The following is a 16,543-nucleotide window of genomic DNA, read 5'->3' on the forward strand; positions in this document are numbered from 1 at the left end:
GTTTGCAAGCCGAGGGGAAGACTGATGAAGCTTATTGGCAGTTACACCAGCCCTTTTGTCCGCAAGATTTCCGTGATGCTGCTGGAAAAGGGGATTGCGTTCGAATTCGTTAACGATCCGCCGTATGAACCGGGCAGCCGGGTGGTCGAGCTGAACCCCCTGGCCAAGGTGCCGGTGCTGGTGGCTGATGACGGCGCCGTGTTTTACGACTCGCGGGTGATAGCCGAATACCTCGAACTGCTGTCCGTGGCCCCGGCGTTTTTGCCCACCGACCGCGCAGCCGCACTGGGCATTCGGCAAGTAGAAGCCTTGGCTGATGGCGTGACCGAGGCCGCGGCGACGCTGTTTCGCGAGAGCAAACGGGCGCCGGAAAAACAGGATGAAACCTGGATCTTGCGCCAGCGCGACAAGCTGACGCACGGACTGGATGCGCTGGAAAAACTGGCGCAGGAAAAAACCTTGCTCAATGCCGAAGCGCTGACGCTGGCAGATATCGCGACCGGCTGTGCGCTGGGCTACCTGAATTTCCGCCGCATCATGCCCAACTGGTGCGTCGAGCGACCGGCGCTGATCACACTGGCCGAGCGGCTGTTTGCCCGCGAAAGTTTTGCCCGCACCTTGCCCCCCTGATTCTCCTCACCCCGCTGCGGCGGGGTTTTACTTGATGCGAGATCTCTACACTGAAACCGAGCGACCATGAGCACTGAATCCCAGCTTCTTTACAGCCAGTTACCCGCCATTGATCGCCTGTTGCGCGATCCCGCTATCGAACCCTTGGTTGAGCAGCACGGCCAGACGCTGATTGGCGAATTGCTGCGTCGGCTACAGTTGCAGGCGCGTGAAACCATTAAACACCATCAACGGCTGCCCGACTGGTGCGGCGACTGGGCGCAGGCGCTGCGCGCCGGGCTGGATCAATGGCAGCGTCCGGCATTGGCGCCGGTATTCAACCTGAGCGGCACCGTGTTGCACACCAACCTCGGCCGCGCCCTGCTGGCACAACCGGTGATAGAGGCAGTGACCCACTCCATGGGCGCGGCGGTGACGCTGGAATACGATCTGGATGGCGCGGGACGAGGACACCGTGATCGCGCGGTGGCGGATTTACTGTGTCAACTGACCGGCGCGGAAGACGCCTGCATCGTCAATAACAACGCGGCCGCGGTGCTGCTGATGCTGGCGGCGATTGCCCCCGGCAAACAGGTGGTGGTGTCGCGTGGCGAACTGGTGGAAATTGGCGGTGCGTTCCGCATCCCTGACGTGATGCGCCAGGCGGGCTGTCAGTTAGTCGAGGTCGGTACGACCAACCGCACCCATCTGAAAGACTACCGCAATGCGATTAACGAACAAACCGGGTTGCTGATGAAGGTGCATACCAGCAATTACAGCATTCAGGGCTTTACCGCTGCGGTGGATGAAGCCGACCTGGCGCAGCTTGGTGCCGAGCAGGGCCTGCCGACTGCCACCGATCTGGGCAGCGGCTCGTTGATTGATATGGCCCAGTACGGTCTGCCGGCAGAACCGATGCCGCAGCGGTTGCTGGCCGCCGGGGTAGATCTGGTGACTTTCTCCGGTGACAAGCTGCTCGGTGGCCCGCAGGCCGGCATCATCGTCGGTAAAAAGGCGCTGATCGCCCGGCTGCAGCAGCATCCTTTAAAGCGGGCGTTGCGCGTCGGCAAACTGACGTTAGCGGCACTGGAGGCGACCTTGCGGCTCTATCAGCAACCCGAACTGTTGGCGCAGCAGCTGCCGACGCTGCGGCTGTTGACCCGCCCACAGCAGGCGATGCAGGATTCTGCCGAGCGCCTGTTGCAGGCACTGACGCCGAAGTTCTCCGGGCATTTCCAACTGCGGGCCGAACCCTGCTGGTCGCAAATCGGCAGCGGTTCGTTGCCGGTCGATCGACTGCCCAGCTATGCACTGACCTTTACTCCGCTTGATGGCCGTGGCGCGACGTTGGAAGCACTGGCGGAACGCTGGCGCCGTCTGCCGCAGCCGGTGATTGGGCGGATTAATGACGGCAGACTGTGGCTTGATCTGCGTTGCCTGGAGCAGGAAGACGCGCTGATTGAGGCACTGGTCGCATGATTATTGCTACTGCCGGTCATGTCGATCATGGCAAAACCACCCTGTTGCAAGCGATCTCCGGGATCAACGCGGATCGCCTGCCGGAAGAGAAACGCCGTGGCATGACCATAGATCTGGGTTATGCCTACTGGCCGCAGCCCGATGGCCGGGTGCTGGGCTTTATCGACGTGCCTGGTCATGAAAAATTCCTCGCCAATATGCTGGCGGGGGTGGGCGGTATCGACCATGCCTTGCTGGTGGTGGCCTGCGACGACGGCGTGATGGCGCAAACTCGCGAACATCTGGCGATCCTGCGGTTGAGTGGTCACCCGGCGTTGACGGTGGCGTTGACCAAGGCCGATAGGGTCGATGAGGCGCGGGTCGATGAGGTACGGCAACAGCTTGTCGACGAACTGGCGCAGCAGGGCTGGCAGCAGGTACCGATGTTCGTCACTGCCGCGTTGCAGACTCAGGGCATCGATGCGTTGCGCGCCCACCTGCTGGCGTTGCAGCCCGATGAGCATGCGGTAACGCGCCGCTTCCGCCTGGCGGTGGACCGCGCGTTCAGTGTGAAAGGTGCCGGTCTGGTGGTGACCGGTACCGCGCTGGGTGGGCAGGTAGCGGTGGGCGACTCGCTGTGGCTGACCGGCGCCGATATCCCGGTGCGGGTACGGGGCCTGCACGCCCAAAACCAGCCGGCCGAGCAAGCGCAGGCCGGGCAGCGCATTGCTCTGAATATCAGCGGCGACGTCAGCAAAGAGCAGGTGGCGCGCGGCGATTGGTTGTTGGCGCAAAGGCCGCAGATGGCGGCCGAGCGAATTCTGGTCGCCCTGGAGACGGATCTGCCAATTCGCCACTGGCAACCGCTGCATTTGCATCATGCTGCCAGCCATATCACCGGGAGAATATCGCTGCTGGGGGCAGGGCTGGCGGAATTAATCCTCGATCGTCCGCTGTGGCTGGCGGAAAACGACCGGCTGGTGCTGCGCGATATTGGCGCGCGGCAAACCCTTGGCGGTGCCAGGGTGTTGAGTCTGACGACGCCCAAGCGGGGCAAGCGCCAACCGGAGTATTTGGCCTGGCTGGCGGCGCTGGCGCAGGCCGACGATGACCGGCAGGTGCTGGCACTGCATTTGCCCAAGGGCGCACTGGATCTGACGGCCTTTGCCTGGGCGCGACAGCTGCCCGAAAGCCCGCTGGCGGCGCTGTTGGCGGACCATGAACTGCTGGTGGCCGGTGATATGGCGTTGGCGCAGGAGAATGTGCAGCAGGGCCAACAGCGCCTGTTGCAAGTCTTGGCCGAATATCACCAGCAGCATGCCGATCAGCTCGGTCTGGGGCGGGCGCGCCTGCGGCGCATGGCTCTGCCACAACTTTCTGAGTCGCTGGTGTTTATGATGATCGATCGGCTGCTGGCCGCCGGTTTACTCAGCAATACGCGTGGCTGGCTGCACCTGCCGGAGCACGGTTTGGCGTTCAGCGCTGAAGAACAGATCCTGTGGGCCCGTATTGAGCCGCTGTTTGGCGACGAGGCCGGGTGGGTGCGCGATCTGGCTGTCGAGTTGGGCGAGGACGAGGCTCGAGTGCGGGCAACGCTGCGTAAAGCCGCTCAGTTGGGGCACGTCACGGCGGTGGTGGTCGATCGTTACTATCTTAGCCAACGCATTGAACAGTTCGCCGCGTTGATCCGTGAATTGGATGAGACGCAGGGCAGCGCCAACGCCGCCGATTTCCGCGACCGGCTCGGCGTGGGCCGTAAACTGGCCATTCAGGTGCTCGAATTCTTCGACCGCAGCGGATTTACCCGGCGCAAGGGCAACCAGCACCTGTTGCGCGACAGTGGTCTTTTTGGAGGGTAAGCGGGGCATTTGCCCCGCTTGAATTATAACGCGGCGTTAGGCGTCGGCGTTGCATCGCCGCTGCGGCGCTTGCTGAGGAACAGCGCCACCAGGGTCAGCCAGCACAGGCCACTCAGCAGGTTGAACAGATTGAACAGCCCGCTTCCGCCCCACACGTAAGCCACTTTTGCCAGCTCGATACCGACGGTGAACACCATCATGCTCAGCATGCCCATGGTGGCGGAGACCGTGCCTTTGCTGACGTTGCTTGAGAACAGCGTCAGGCGATACAGCCCGGCGTTGGCCAGCCCGATACCGTAGGCGTACAGGCTGAGACCTGCGGTCATCCACAGGTAGGCGTGGCTGGAGAATAACGTGGCCAGCGCCGCAATAAGCAGGCCCAACATCATCGGTCCTGCGCCCAGCTTGATCAGGCGCGCTACGCTGTTCTTGCCGGTCAGGCGAGCCAGCGTCAGGTTACCGAGGATCAGTGCGCCGAACACGGGAATTTGCAGCAGACCGTAGTCCAGCGTCGACAGCGACTCGCCGCTGATCAGGATCACCGGCGATTGGGCAATCCAGGCCAGCAGCGGCAGGCTGGCGAAACCGATAGCCAGCGCACCGCAGATAAATCGGCGGTTGGACAGCACCTGGCGATAGTCACGCCACAGGTTGGCGGCCGAGAATTTCTCACCCTGCAGCGAAGCGGTTTCCGGCATCGCTTTCCACAGGCCGTAAAAGGCAAACGCCGCCAGCGCGGCGAACAGCACGAACATGCTTTGCCACGGCGCGACGTGGATCAGCGCTGCACCGGCTAGCGGCCCGAGCAGCGGGGCGATCAACGCCACGTTAGCCATCAGCGCGGTGATTTTTATGCACACCGACTCTTCAAACGACTCCTGTATCGTGGCGTAGCCCACCGCGCCGATAAAGCACAGGCCAATCCCCTGCAGAAAACGCATAAAGATAAATTGTTCGATGCTGGTCACCAGCAAAATAGCCAGACAGGCGACGATAAAGAATGCCACGCCGGCCAACATCACCGGACGACGGCCGCGGCGATCCGACAATGGCCCCAGCAGCCATTGCAGAAAAATACCGCCGGCCAAATAGGCGGTCATTGAGGTCGGCACCCACTCTTCACCGGCGTTGAAATCGGCCACTACCGCCAGCATGCCAGGCTGGATCATATCGTTGGCGATATAGGTGGCGAATTCGAACAGCACCAGACAAAGCGGGAATAAAAGCGCCTGTCGACCCAAGCGAGCCGCAGGTGGTAACGTTGTTTTCATATTTATCGTACTGAAAGTAAAGAAGAAATAAGGAACTGTCAGGGCGGGGAGCGCAATCTGAGCGAGTTGTGGCGGCTATTTTGCCGCCAATTGTTCACCTTGGCAATCACAAGGTGTTGTTTCAGCACATTCTGATATTAGCCGCCAAGGTTGCCACCCACACTTTCGCTATATAACCTCTGTTTAACAAATGAAAATGACAATATTGCGGGCGATGTTTTGAGTAATAAAATTGGCTGGATAGATAACTTGCGTGCGGTGGCGTGCATGATGGTGGTGATGATCCACGCCACCACCTATTACGTTACCAGCGGGGTGGCGGTGGGCGAACATAACTGGGACATCGCCAACGTGCTGAACTCCCTGTCGCGCGTTTGTGTGCCGCTGTTTTTCATGATTTCCGGCTACCTGTTTTTCGGTGAGAAAAGCGCAGGCAAAAAGCATTTCATCCGTATTGGCTGCTGTATTGCGTTTTACAGCGCGATCGCGCTGATTTATATCGCGGCGTTCACCAAAATCGGTTTCTGGCCGTCGCTGCGCGGCATATTGCTAAAGCCGGTGTTCTACCATCTGTGGTTCTTCTATGCGATTGCGGTGATTTATCTGCTGTCGCCGCTGATCAACGTCAAGCCGGTATCGCGCCGCTATCTGGCCGGCGTACTGGTGATACTGGCGGTGATCGCCAACCCCAATACCCGCTCGCTGACCCTGGGTAACGCTCACCTGCTGCCGGTCAATCTGTACATCTACGGGGATACCTTTTATTACCTGCTGTACGCGTTGGCCGGCCGGGCGATTGGCATGATGGAAACTCAGGGGCGAGGTGTCAGTTGGTTGGCGGCGCTGGGGTTTGTGTCCAGCGTGGCGTTGATCGTTCAGGGCACCAAAAGCCAGATGTTCATCAACGGCAACTTTGCCGATACCTACTACATCTACTGCGGGCCACTGGTGTTTATCGCGGCGGTATCCTTGTTGGTATGGTTTAAAAATTGCCTGTCCGAGCCGATAGGTTGGTTAGGCATTTTTTCCCGCCATTCGCTGGCGATCTACGGTTTTCACGCCATTATCGTCAATTTTATGCGCAACCGTCATCTGGAGCTGACCAGCCACCCGTTACTGGATATTTTCTGGGTATTCGGTGTGGCGTTGGCGCTCAGCCTGCTGCTGTCGATGGGGTTGCAGAAAATAGACTCTCGGCGGCTGGTGTCATAGCGCGGTTGAGCCGCGTTGCTGGGCGCGCCGCAGTTGGCGGCCGGAGGAAAACCCGGCCGCCAGCGCCGCTTTTTCCAGACCGTATCCTTGCTGTAACCGCTGCTGCGCCACTGCCAGCCTTAGCTGTTCATGGTATTCACGCACGCTGATGCCGACATGGCTGCGAAACAGCCGCGCCAGATGGCGGCTGCTGACATGGGCCTTTTCCGCCACCTGCGGCACCGACCATTCGGCTTCCGGCTCGGCGGTCATCACGTCTTGCGCCCGGTGCACCGCCGGGTGCAGATGGTTACGGTAACGCAGCCAGGGCGAGAGCTGCGGGTCATCGCCGGAACGGCGGAAATACACCACCATTTCACGGGCGATCTCCATCGCGCGGATAGCGCCGCACTGGCGGTTAATCAGATGCAGCGCCAGATCGATACCGGCGGTAATACCGGCGCTGGTGTAGAGGCTGCGGTCTTCAACAAAGATGCGGTTCTCTTTCACTTGCGCCGCCGGGGCCAGCTGGCGCATGCGTTCGATCACATCATGGTGGGTGGTGCACTGGTAGCCGTCGAGCAAACCGGCCTGCGCGGCCAGCAGGGCGCCGGAACAGACGCAGACCAGCGTGATGCGCTGTCGTTGCAAATCGGGTTGCAGCGCCGCCAGCCACTGACGGGCCTGTTCAGCCGCCTGATGATCAAAGTCGCCGCGTGAATTGCTGACACCTGGCACCACCAAAATAGCCCCGTCCTCCAGCTGCGCGGGCAACGGCTGCAGCCGGCTCAGCGTCATGCCGATCGAGCAGGTGATCTGCGGCAGTGGGCTGATGTAGTGCAGGCTGAATGCGTCGGCTAAACGTAGCGTCTCGGCCGGGCCGCTGACGTCCAGCGACAGCACGTTGGGCAGCATCAGAAAATAGACGGCCTGCGGCATGATGACTCCTGTGAGAGTTGCGCCAGCACCTCATCCACGCTGGCGAGCTGGGCGAAGCGGTCGACCAGCACCGTCTCAGTATGCCGCTTGAGTTGTTCGGTGGTAAAGACTTCTCCGTTGGGATGCTGCATCGGGAAAGTCATCGTGGCCTCGGTGATGAAGGTCACCCGATAGCCGAGATCGGACGCCACCCGGGTGGTGGTTTCGCAGCACTGTTCGGTACGGATACCGGAGATAATCAAATGCTTGATATGCCGCTCGAGCAGCCAGGCGTCCAGGCCGGATTCGGTCAGCGCATTGTGCACCCGTTTGTGCACCGTGACATCCGCTTGATGATCGAGAAACGGCAGACGTTTTACCCAGCCGGAGGCCAGGGAAAATGGCCCCTCTGGCGATACGTGGAAGACATCGACCAACGGCACGCCCAATTGGCGACAGCCTTCGATCAGCCGCGTCAGCGCCAGTTGGAAAGCGGGAAGGTCCTCTTCCTGCCAGAATGGACGATGCTGGAATGATTGTTGAACATCGATGATCAATAAAGCGCTCTGTGACATTTTCGGCCCTCCGCCAATGGGGTATGGCGCCATACTGCGCCGTTACCCTGCATGACAGAAGGCCAAAAACGGCCATCATGGTGGCATCAACGGACCAGCATCAGGCTTTGCCGACCTGGCCGGCGACCAGTCGCCCCTGATGGAAAGTCGCGCTGCGCGCCGGCAGGCGGGCTACGGCCTCGGCGGAACAGCTGGCGTTGACCAATACGAACTCTGCGCTATCACCGGCCTTCGGCCACACCCGTTGGCCTTTGTCGTTCAGCGGCAGCACGCCGCCGGTGGAAATGGCCATGGCGCGGGAGAGGTGGAACTCGTCAGAACCCCGGTACAGTTGGGCGTAAAGATTGGCCTTTTCCAGGATGTCGCCGCTGCCGAACGGTGACCAATGGTCGATCACGCTGTCGGTGCCGGTCATCACAAAGACCCCCTTTTCACTGAGCTGCGGCAGCGGCATCATCAGCCCGCCAATCGGCACCGTAGAGGCGATGGTGATTTGCTGCGCCGCCAGCCGACTGGCGGTTTCTTCCAATTCATTCGGGTTCAGCACGGTCAGCGCAAATGCATGGCTGATGGTGACTTTACCGCGCAACGATGGGTTCTTTTCAACGGTGGCAATCATGTAGTTGATTGCCTCCACCCCGGCGGGGCTGGTTTCATGCAGGTGGATATCGACCCCTTTGCCGGTGTCGAGCGCAATCTGGAACATCGCGTCCAGCGATTGCTCCATGGCGCCGTCAACATTGGTGGGATCCAGGCCGCCAACGTATTGCACCCCCATTTGCATGGCTTCGCGCATCAAACCGTCGACTTTGGAATGCAGCAGCCCGTGCTGCGGGAAAGCGACGATTTCACAACTGAAATCCGCTCGGTGGTTTTCCAGCGCGCGTTGCAGGTGCTCCAGACTTTTCAGCCCGCTGACCGGATCGATATTGCAGTGGCTGCGCGCCACGGTGCTGCCCTTGGATTGCAGCAGGGCGATCAGGTTTTCCGCGCGTTGTTGCGAGGTGGGCAACAGCTTGGGGATCAGCGTCTGCTCGAGCGCAATCATGTCCATGATGGTTTTGCCCTGACGCGGGCGCGGTGCCTGCCAGGGGCCGCTGTAGAAGGTTTTATCCAGATGGATATGCATGTCGCGAAACGCCGGCAGCAGCAACTGCCCCTGCGCCTGATAGCGTGCTACGCCTGTAGGGGGCGTCGCCTCCTTCGGGTGAATGGCCGCAATTTTTCCGTCTTTGATTTCAAGCTGATACAGCGCGGTGCGGGTGCCGATCACCGTGTCGCCGTCATACTCAAAGCCGTCCTCAAGTCGGACGTCGCTGAGCCAGTAATGGCTGTCGGTCAGGGTCATGGGTTCACTCTGTGGGGCGCATGAGGCGCCGGTTGGCGCAGCGGCCTGCGCCACGCCACCGGTCAGCCCGATCACCGCGCAGGCGGTGGTTAGCTTGCCGGTGTGGCTGAGGAAAGCTCTGCGGCTTTGTTGTTGGTTTTTTTCCACGTTCAATTCCTTAATCCAGAGGTGAGGTGCGTCAAAAAGACAGCCACCAATTTAGGAGAGGAGCACGTGGGTTGGCAGCGACATTTGCCACTGGCGACTATTCGATTTCGCAATGATAAGGAGGGCGGTGTTTCGCCCCCTCCCGGTTTACATCAACGGCAGCAGGCGAGTGTAGAGTTCGCGGAAGGTGCTGCGCTGCGCGGCGTACTGTTGGTGACGTTCGGCATCTGGGGTATGTACCTGCTCCAGCGGCAACTCAGGCAGCAATTCGCCGAGCGGGCGCTGTGGGTTAAGGGCAATCTGTGCCAACCGGGCCGCCCCCAGCGCCGGGCCAACGTCGCCGCCGGTACGGTATTCCAGACGCTGACCGCTGATGTCCGCCAGCATTTGCCGCCAGAACGGGCTGCGTGCGCCGCCGCCAATCAAGGTGATGCTGGACGGTTGCAGGCCGCTGGCATGCAGCACGTCCATGCCGTCCGCCAGGGCAAAGCCAATGCCTTCCAGCACCGCACGAGCCAAATCGTTCGGCCCGTGCTGATGGGTGAGGCCCCAAAATGCACCTTTGGCGTTCGGATTGTTATGCGGCGTGCGTTCGCCGGACAGATAGGGCAGAAACCACAGCGGAGCCGCGGCGGGTGGCGCCTGTTCAACATTACGCAGCAGGGTGGCGACGTCGTCGACGTTGGTCAGCTTACATACCCAATCCAGGCAAGAGGCGGCGCTGAGCGTGACCGACATCAGGTGCCAGGTGTCGGGCAATGCGTGACAGAAACTGTGCACCGCGCTGGCCGGGTTGCTGAGAAAACCGTCGCTGACGGCAAAATACACGCCGGAAGTGCCGAGCGACAACATCGCCTGTCCGGCCTGATACAGGCCCACGCCGATCGCCCCGGCGGCGTTATCTCCGCCACCGGCCACCACCGGCACGGGCGGCATGCCCCAACGTTTGGCCAGCTCGGTGTGCGTCTGGCCGGTAATCTGATTGCCTTCAAACAGCGTTGGCATCTGGCTGCGTGCCAGACCACACGCGGCCAGCATTTCTTCGCTCCAGTCACGCTGCGCCACGTTCAGCCAGCCGGTGCCCGCCGCGTCTGACATGTCGCTGGCGAATTCGCCGGTGAGGCACCAGCGCAGGTAATCTTTCGGCAACAGCACCTTATCGATTCGGCTGAACAGCTGCGGTTCATGCTGCTGCACCCAGAGCAGTTTAGGGGCAGTAAAGCCCGGCATCATCAGGTTGCCGGTGATTTGCCGTGATTGCGGTACCGCCTGCTCCAGCGCCAGGCACTGTGCGGCGCTTCTGCCGTCGTTCCACAAGATAGCCGGGCGTAACACCTGCTGGCGCGCGTCCAACAGCGTGGCGCCGTGCATCTGGCCGCTGAGCCCAATAGCTTTTACCTGCTGCAGGCTGTGTTGCTTGCCCAGCGCCAGCATGGCGCGATCGGTAGCATGCCACCAGTCCTGCGGCTCCTGCTCTGACCATAGGGGATGGGGGCGGGAAATGGGCAGCGATTCACCGTGGCTGGCGAGCAATTGGCCCTGCTCGCTGAGCAAAATGACTTTTACGCCGGAAGTGCCGAGATCGATGCCGATATACATGGTAAAGGATCCTTAAATGCGCGGCGGAACGCCGCGCGGGGTCAATTAGCCGAACAGATAGCGGTTCATCAGGTTTTCAAGCTGTTCCTGGCGGCCGCTGACGTGCTGCGGCGCCAGTGCATGGCCTTCAGCGTACTTCGCCAGGGCTTCGAGCGACAGCTTGCCCTGCAAAATTTGCTGGCCCAATTCACCATTCCAGCCGGCATAGCGTTTTGCTACCTGTTGATGCAGTTGGCCGTCGGTCACCATTTTCGCCGCGACCTTCAGCGCCAGCGCCATCGTATCCATGGCACCGATATGGCCATAGAACAGATCGTATTTGTCGGTGCTTTGACGGCGGACTTTGGCATCGAAGTTCAGCCCGCCGGTGGTGAAGCCGCCCGCCTTGAGGATTTCGAACATCACCAGCGCGTTCTCTTCCACGCTGATCGGGAATTGGTCGGTATCCCAGCCCAGCTGCGGATCGCCCCGGTTGGCGTCGACGGAGCCGAAGATGCCCAGCGCAATGGCGGAGGCAATTTCGTGGTGGAACGAGTGGCCCGCCAGCGTGGCGTGGTTGGCTTCGATATTCACCTTGATCTCTTTTTCCAGGCCGAACTGTTTCAAGAAACCGTAGACGGTGGCGACATCGTAGTCGTACTGATGTTTGGTGGGTTCCTGCGGTTTGGGTTCGATCAGCAAAGTGCCCTGGAAACCACTTTTGTGCTTGTGCTCCACTACCATCTGCATAAAGCGACCGATTTGTTCGCGTTCCTGACGCAGATCGGTATTCAGCAGGGTCTCGTAGCCTTCACGCCCGCCCCACAGCACGTAGTTTTCACCGCCCAACCGCTGGGTGGCATTCATGGCGGTGAACACCTGGGTGGCCGCCCAACTGAAAATTTCCGGATCCGGGTTGGTGGCAGCACCGGCACCGTAACGCGGATGGGTAAAGCAGTTGGCGGTGCCCCACAGCAGTTTCACGCCGCTGCTGTGCTGTTTTTCTTCCAGCACGTCGGTCATTACCGCAAAGTTATGCAGATACTCTTTCAGCGACGCACCTTCCGGCGAAACGTCGACGTCGTGGAAGCAGTAATAAGGGACGTTCAGCTTGTGGAAGAACTCGAACGCCACGTCGGCTTTGCGTTTGGCCAGCGTCAGCGCGTCGCCCGGCTGCTGCCAGGGGCGATCGAAAGCGCCGACGCCGAACATGTCCGCGCCGTTCCAGCAGAAGGTATGCCAGTAACAGGCGGCGAAGCGCAGATGTTCCGCCATGCGCTTGCCGAGCACCAGCTCATCCGGGTTGTAATGATGAAAGGCCAGCGGATTATTACTGTTGGGTCCTTCATAGCGCACTTGCTCAAGCTGATCAAAATAAGGTTGCATTATCGACTCCTGGGTAGCAATGCCCGAGTTACGGGATGGCTTTATCTTCGGAGTTTGCGACAGGCGGCTCAATTACGTTATTTCACACTTAAATTCACAGAATTATTAAATGTGCGGCAGATCGCATAATAGGATATTAACCGCGTTTTATTTAAGGCTTCTTTCATTTTTATTTGTCGATAGGCTGTTTTACAGCGTGAAAGCATGACCGCCATCATAAAAATAACATTAAACCAAAAATCATAATTGGCCGGTAAAAATCAGTAATTGCTGAATATTAAATAAGCGATAACAATCTGCTCGAAGCTGTGTAATCGGCCTATTTCAATTACCTTCCTTATGCTTTAAATAACAAAGGTATATAAGATGAAATTCAAACCTGTGTTCCTTTCGGTCTGCGCGCTGCTGGCGCTGGCCAGCCAACCGGCGTTCAGCAAAGAAGTCAAAATCGGCATGGCGATCGATGACCTGCGTCTGGAGCGCTGGCAAAAAGACCGCGACATCTTCGTCAGCAAAGCCAAGTCGCTGGGGGCAGACGTGTTTGTCCAATCCGCTAACGGTAATGAAGAAACCCAGATGGCGCAGATCGAAAATATGATCAACCGCGGCGTCGACGTGCTGGTGATTATTCCCTATAACGGCCAGGTGTTGAGTAACGTCATCAGCGAAGCCAAACGGGAAGGCATTAAAGTCCTGGCTTACGATCGCATGATCAATAACGCCGATATTGATTTCTACATCTCCTTTGATAATGAAAAGGTCGGTGAACTCCAGGCGCAAAGCCTGGTGCAGCGGGTGCCACAAGGCAATTATTTCCTGATGGGCGGCTCGCCGGTGGATAACAACGCCAAGCTGTTCCGCCAGGGCCAGATGAAGGTGCTGCAGCCGCTGATTGACGGCGGAAAAATCAAGCTGGTGGGCGATCAGTGGGTCGACGGATGGCTGCCGGAAAACGCGTTAAAAATCATGGAAAATGCGCTGACTGCCAACAATAACAAGATTGACGCGGTCGTCGCTTCCAACGATGCCACCGCCGGCGGTGCGATCCAGGCGCTTGCCGCACAGGGCCTGGCGGGCAAAGTGGCCATTTCCGGCCAGGACGCCGATCTGGCGGCGGTGAAGCGCATTGTCGCCGGGACCCAGACCATGACGGTCTATAAACCGATCAGCAAACTGGCCGATGAGGCCGCGGGCATTGCCGTGCAGCTGGGCAAGGGCGAACAGCCGAAAACCAACGCCACGTTAAATAATGGCAGCAAAGAAGTGCCTTCCTGGTTATTAACGCCGATCCCGGTGGATAAATCGAACATTGACAGCACTATTATTGCCGACGGCTTCCACAAAAAATCCGACATTAATTAATTCCGACAGCGGCTAATGCGGAGGAAATAATGCCCAGCCTGTTAGAAATGAAAAATATCACCATGCAGTTCGGTGCGGTGAAGGCAGTGGATAATGTCAGCCTGAAATTAGAGGCCGGCCAGGTATTATCGCTGTGTGGTGAAAACGGTTCGGGAAAGTCCACTCTGATGAAAGTGCTGTGCGGAATATATCCGCATGGCAGTTATCAGGGGGATATTTATTTCTCTGATGATTTATTAGCGGCAAAAAACATTCGCGACACCGAGCAGAAAGGCATTGCCATCATTCACCAGGAGTTGGCGCTGGTAAAGCAGATGACGGTGCTGGAGAACATGTTTCTCGGCAATGAATGGCGCCGTTATGGCGTGATGGATTATGACGCCATGTACCTGCGCTGTCGCCGCATGTTGGCGCAGGTCAAGCTGGAGGTGGATCCCAACACCCCGATCGGCGAGCTGGGGTTGGGGCAGCAGCAGCTGGTGGAGATCGCCAAGGCGCTGAACAAGCAGGTGCGGCTGCTGGTGCTGGATGAACCTACGGCCTCGCTGACGGAAAGTGAAACCGCCACGCTGCTGGCGATCATTGGGAATCTGCGCGATCACGGCATCGCCTGTATTTACATTTCACACAAGCTGAACGAGGTGAAGGCGATCTCGGATCTGATCTGCGTGATCCGCGATGGCAAGCACATCGGCACTCGTCCGGCGGCGGCAATGAGCGAGGACGATATTATCGCCATGATGGTGGGGCGAGAGTTAACCGAGCTGTATCCGCAGCAACAGCATGAGGTCGGCGAGGTGATCCTGCAAGTGGACAACCTGACCGCCTGGCACCCGGTAAATCGCCAGGTTCGCCGGGTGGACGATGTCTCTTTCAGCCTGCGGCGCGGCGAGATACTCGGCGTTGCCGGTCTGGTCGGCTCCGGGCGTACCGAAACCATGCAGTGCCTGTTCGGCATCTATCCCGGCCGTTGGCAGGGCAGCATTACCCTCAATGGTCAGCCGGCCATCATCAACAATTGCCGCCAGGCGATGCAGTACGGCATTGCCATGGTGCCGGAAGACCGCAAACGCGACGGCATCGTGCCGGTCATGGGCGTGGGAGCCAATATGACGCTGGCGGCGCTGAGCGATTTTAGCGGCCTGCTGACGGTGATCGACGACGCACGGGAGCAGGTGACGATTCGCCAGTCGCTGGTGCAGTTAAAAGTGAAGACCTCCTCGCCTGAGCTGGCCATCGCCCGGCTGAGTGGCGGCAATCAGCAGAAGGCCATTCTGGCCAAGTGCCTGCTGTTGCAGCCGAAAATCCTGATTCTGGACGAGCCAACACGGGGTATCGACATCGGTGCAAAACAGGAAATTTATAAATTAATCAATCAACTGGTGCAGCAGGGGATTGCGGTGATCGTGGTGTCTTCCGAACTGCCGGAAGTGCTGGGATTAAGCGATCGGGTGTTGGTGATGCACCAGGGGCGCATCAAGGCTTCGTTGATCAACCGCGGTCTGACCCAGGAACAGGTGATGGAAGCCGCATTGAGGAGTGAAACAGATGTCGAAAAACACGCAGTCTGAAGCGATCGTGCCGGTAATGGCGGAGAAAAAACCGACAGTGAAGCTGAAATCCATCAATTTGCAGGTGTTTGTGATGCTGGCGGCGATAGTCGTCATTATGCTGTTCTTTACCTTTACTACCGAAGGGGCCTATCTCAGCGCGCGCAATATCTCCAACCTGCTGCGTCAGACGGCGATCACCGGCATTTTGGCGGTCGGCATGGTGTTCGTGATCGTTTCGGCGGAAATCGATCTGTCGGTCGGTTCGATGATGGGGTTATTGGGCGGTGCGGCGGCGATTTTTGACGTCTGGTTCGGTTGGCCGCTGCCGCTGACCATCGTGGTGACGCTGCTGGCCGGTCTGTTGTTGGGTGCCTGGAACGGCTGGTGGGTGGCCTATCGCAAAGTGCCCTCATTTATCGTGACGCTGGCGGGGATGCTGGCCTTTCGCGGCATCCTGATCGGTATCACCAATGGCACCACCGTGGCACCGACCAGCGGCGCCATGTCGCAAATTGGCCAAAGCTATTTGCCGGGCGGGCTGGGTTTCGGTATCGGTGCAGTGGGGCTGATGTTGTTTGTCGCCTGGCAATGGCGGCGGCGCACCCGGCGCGCACAGCTCGGGTTGCCCGTCGCGGCACCGGCCGGAGACGTGACGCGGCAAAGCATTTTGGCGCTGCTGGTGCTCGGCGCTATCTATTTGCTCAACGATTACCGCGGGGTGCCTACGCCGGTACTGATCCTGACCGCGTTGATGCTGGCAGGGATATTTATGGCCACCCGTACCGCCTTTGGCCGTCGGATCTACGCCATTGGCGGCAATATTGACGCTGCGCGACTGTCGGGCGTCAACGTCGAGCGCACCAAACTGGCGGTGTTTGCCATCAACGGCCTGATGGTGGCGATTGCCGGTCTGATCCTCAGTTCGCGGTTGGGTGCCGGTTCACCTTCGGCGGGCAATATCGCCGAGCTGGACGCCATCGCCGCCTGCGTGATCGGCGGCACCAGCCTGGCCGGGGGCATAGGTAGCGTGGCCGGGGCGGTGATGGGGGCGTTTATTATGGCCTCGCTGGACAACGGCATGAGCATGTTGGACGTGCCGACGTTCTGGCAGTACATCGTCAAGGGCGCCATTTTACTGCTGGCGGTGTGGATGGACTCCGCCACCAAGCGTCGGGCATAAGAATCGCGCCCGCGGTCACAGTTATGAGGTGATGCTTGCTGCTCTCGCTGAGAATACCCTGTAGCTTTTACGTTGCAGCCAGGCGACCCACTCGCTCATCCCCAGACA

13 protein-coding genes are annotated in these 16,543 nt (G+C 59.3%); 7 read left to right on the forward strand and 6 right to left on the reverse strand.

The window, feature by feature from the left end; genetic code table 11:
* Window positions 1-24: 24 nt before the first annotated feature.
* From ACGS9J_RS21440 to selB, 3 genes are all read left to right on the forward strand, one after another.
* A complete protein-coding gene (locus ACGS9J_RS21440) occupies window positions 25-630 on the forward strand; it encodes a glutathione S-transferase (RefSeq protein WP_442232772.1) in 606 nt (201 codons plus the stop codon).
* A 66-nt stretch (window positions 631-696) separates the two neighbouring features.
* Entirely contained in the window at window positions 697-2,088 is a 1,392-nt protein-coding gene (gene selA, locus ACGS9J_RS21445) for an L-seryl-tRNA(Sec) selenium transferase (protein WP_442232773.1), read from the forward strand.
* A complete protein-coding gene (gene selB, locus ACGS9J_RS21450; protein WP_442232774.1) occupies window positions 2,085-3,926 on the forward strand; it encodes a selenocysteine-specific translation elongation factor in 1,842 nt (613 codons plus the stop codon). Before selA ends, selB begins: the two co-directional genes overlap by 4 nt.
* 23 nt (window positions 3,927-3,949) lie before the next feature.
* Here selB and ACGS9J_RS21455 read toward each other — a convergent pair whose 3' ends face one another.
* Window positions 3,950-5,197 (reverse strand): MFS transporter, encoded by a 1,248-nt coding sequence (locus ACGS9J_RS21455; protein WP_442232775.1) that lies wholly within the window; start codon window positions 5,195-5,197, stop codon window positions 3,950-3,952.
* Window positions 5,198-5,416: 219 nt separating this feature from the next.
* Here ACGS9J_RS21455 and ACGS9J_RS21460 point away from each other — a divergent pair, with 219 nt between their 5' ends.
* Complete coding sequence (locus tag ACGS9J_RS21460) at window positions 5,417-6,409, forward strand: acyltransferase (RefSeq protein WP_442232776.1); 993 nt, start codon at window positions 5,417-5,419, stop codon at window positions 6,407-6,409.
* Here the strand turns inward: ACGS9J_RS21460 and ACGS9J_RS21465 are convergent.
* From ACGS9J_RS21465 to xylA, 5 genes are all read right to left on the reverse strand, one after another.
* On the reverse strand, window positions 6,404-7,327 hold the full coding sequence (locus tag ACGS9J_RS21465) for a GlxA family transcriptional regulator (protein ID WP_442232777.1): 924 nt from the start codon (window positions 7,325-7,327) through the stop codon (window positions 6,404-6,406). The genes ACGS9J_RS21460 and ACGS9J_RS21465 overlap by 6 nt on opposite strands.
* Complete coding sequence (locus tag ACGS9J_RS21470) at window positions 7,303-7,881, reverse strand: cysteine hydrolase family protein (RefSeq protein ID WP_442232778.1); 579 nt, start codon at window positions 7,879-7,881, stop codon at window positions 7,303-7,305. Before ACGS9J_RS21470 ends, ACGS9J_RS21465 begins: the two co-directional genes overlap by 25 nt.
* Window positions 7,882-7,981: 100 nt before the next feature.
* On the reverse strand, window positions 7,982-9,376 hold the full coding sequence (locus ACGS9J_RS21475) for an amidohydrolase family protein (protein WP_442232779.1): 1,395 nt from the start codon (window positions 9,374-9,376) through the stop codon (window positions 7,982-7,984).
* Between the two features lie 147 nt (window positions 9,377-9,523).
* A complete protein-coding gene (xylB, locus tag ACGS9J_RS21480) occupies window positions 9,524-10,975 on the reverse strand; it encodes a xylulokinase (protein ID WP_442232780.1) in 1,452 nt (483 codons plus the stop codon).
* A gap of 45 nt (window positions 10,976-11,020) precedes the next feature.
* Window positions 11,021-12,340: a xylose isomerase gene (xylA, locus tag ACGS9J_RS21485; RefSeq protein ID WP_442232781.1), complete on the reverse strand. Its 1,320-nt coding sequence runs from the start codon at window positions 12,338-12,340 to the stop codon at window positions 11,021-11,023.
* A gap of 366 nt (window positions 12,341-12,706) precedes the next feature.
* Between xylA and xylF the strand changes: the two genes are divergently transcribed.
* From xylF to xylH, 3 genes are read left to right on the forward strand one after another with little or no spacing between them, the layout of a single operon-like run.
* Complete coding sequence (gene xylF / locus ACGS9J_RS21490) at window positions 12,707-13,702, forward strand: D-xylose ABC transporter substrate-binding protein (RefSeq protein ID WP_442232782.1); 996 nt, start codon at window positions 12,707-12,709, stop codon at window positions 13,700-13,702.
* A gap of 29 nt (window positions 13,703-13,731) precedes the next feature.
* Complete coding sequence (locus ACGS9J_RS21495; RefSeq protein WP_442232783.1) at window positions 13,732-15,273, forward strand: xylose ABC transporter ATP-binding protein; 1,542 nt, start codon at window positions 13,732-13,734, stop codon at window positions 15,271-15,273.
* The gene (gene xylH, locus ACGS9J_RS21500; protein WP_442232784.1) at window positions 15,251-16,435 is read left to right on the forward strand and encodes a xylose ABC transporter permease XylH; all 1,185 of its coding nucleotides are present in this window, start codon (window positions 15,251-15,253) and stop codon (window positions 16,433-16,435) included. Before ACGS9J_RS21495 ends, xylH begins: the two co-directional genes overlap by 23 nt.
* The last annotated feature ends 108 nt before the right edge of the window (window positions 16,436-16,543 follow it).

This window comes from Serratia quinivorans, from assembly GCF_052113645.1.
GTDB lineage: Bacteria > Pseudomonadota > Gammaproteobacteria > Enterobacterales > Enterobacteriaceae > Serratia > Serratia quinivorans_B.

Bases quoted from the DNA above. Each gene is read 5' to 3' on its own strand.
- ACGS9J_RS21440 (WP_442232772.1), top strand. From the start codon at position 25: ATGAAGCTTATTGGCAGTTACACCAGCCCTTTTGTCCGCAAGATTTCC.
- selA (WP_442232773.1), top strand. From the start codon at position 697: ATGAGCACTGAATCCCAGCTTCTTTACAGCCAGTTACCCGCCATTGAT.
- selB (WP_442232774.1), top strand. From the start codon at position 2,085: ATGATTATTGCTACTGCCGGTCATGTCGATCATGGCAAAACCACCCTG.
- ACGS9J_RS21455 (WP_442232775.1), bottom strand. From the start codon at position 5,197: ATGAAAACAACGTTACCACCTGCGGCTCGCTTGGGTCGACAGGCGCTT.
- ACGS9J_RS21465 (WP_442232777.1), bottom strand. From the start codon at position 7,327: ATGCCGCAGGCCGTCTATTTTCTGATGCTGCCCAACGTGCTGTCGCTG.
- ACGS9J_RS21470 (WP_442232778.1), bottom strand. From the start codon at position 7,881: ATGTCACAGAGCGCTTTATTGATCATCGATGTTCAACAATCATTCCAG.
- xylB (WP_442232780.1), bottom strand. From the start codon at position 10,975: ATGTATATCGGCATCGATCTCGGCACTTCCGGCGTAAAAGTCATTTTG.
- xylA (WP_442232781.1), bottom strand. From the start codon at position 12,340: ATGCAACCTTATTTTGATCAGCTTGAGCAAGTGCGCTATGAAGGACCC.
- xylF (WP_442232782.1), top strand. From the start codon at position 12,707: ATGAAATTCAAACCTGTGTTCCTTTCGGTCTGCGCGCTGCTGGCGCTG.
- ACGS9J_RS21495 (WP_442232783.1), top strand. From the start codon at position 13,732: ATGCCCAGCCTGTTAGAAATGAAAAATATCACCATGCAGTTCGGTGCG.
- xylH (WP_442232784.1), top strand. From the start codon at position 15,251: ATGTCGAAAAACACGCAGTCTGAAGCGATCGTGCCGGTAATGGCGGAG.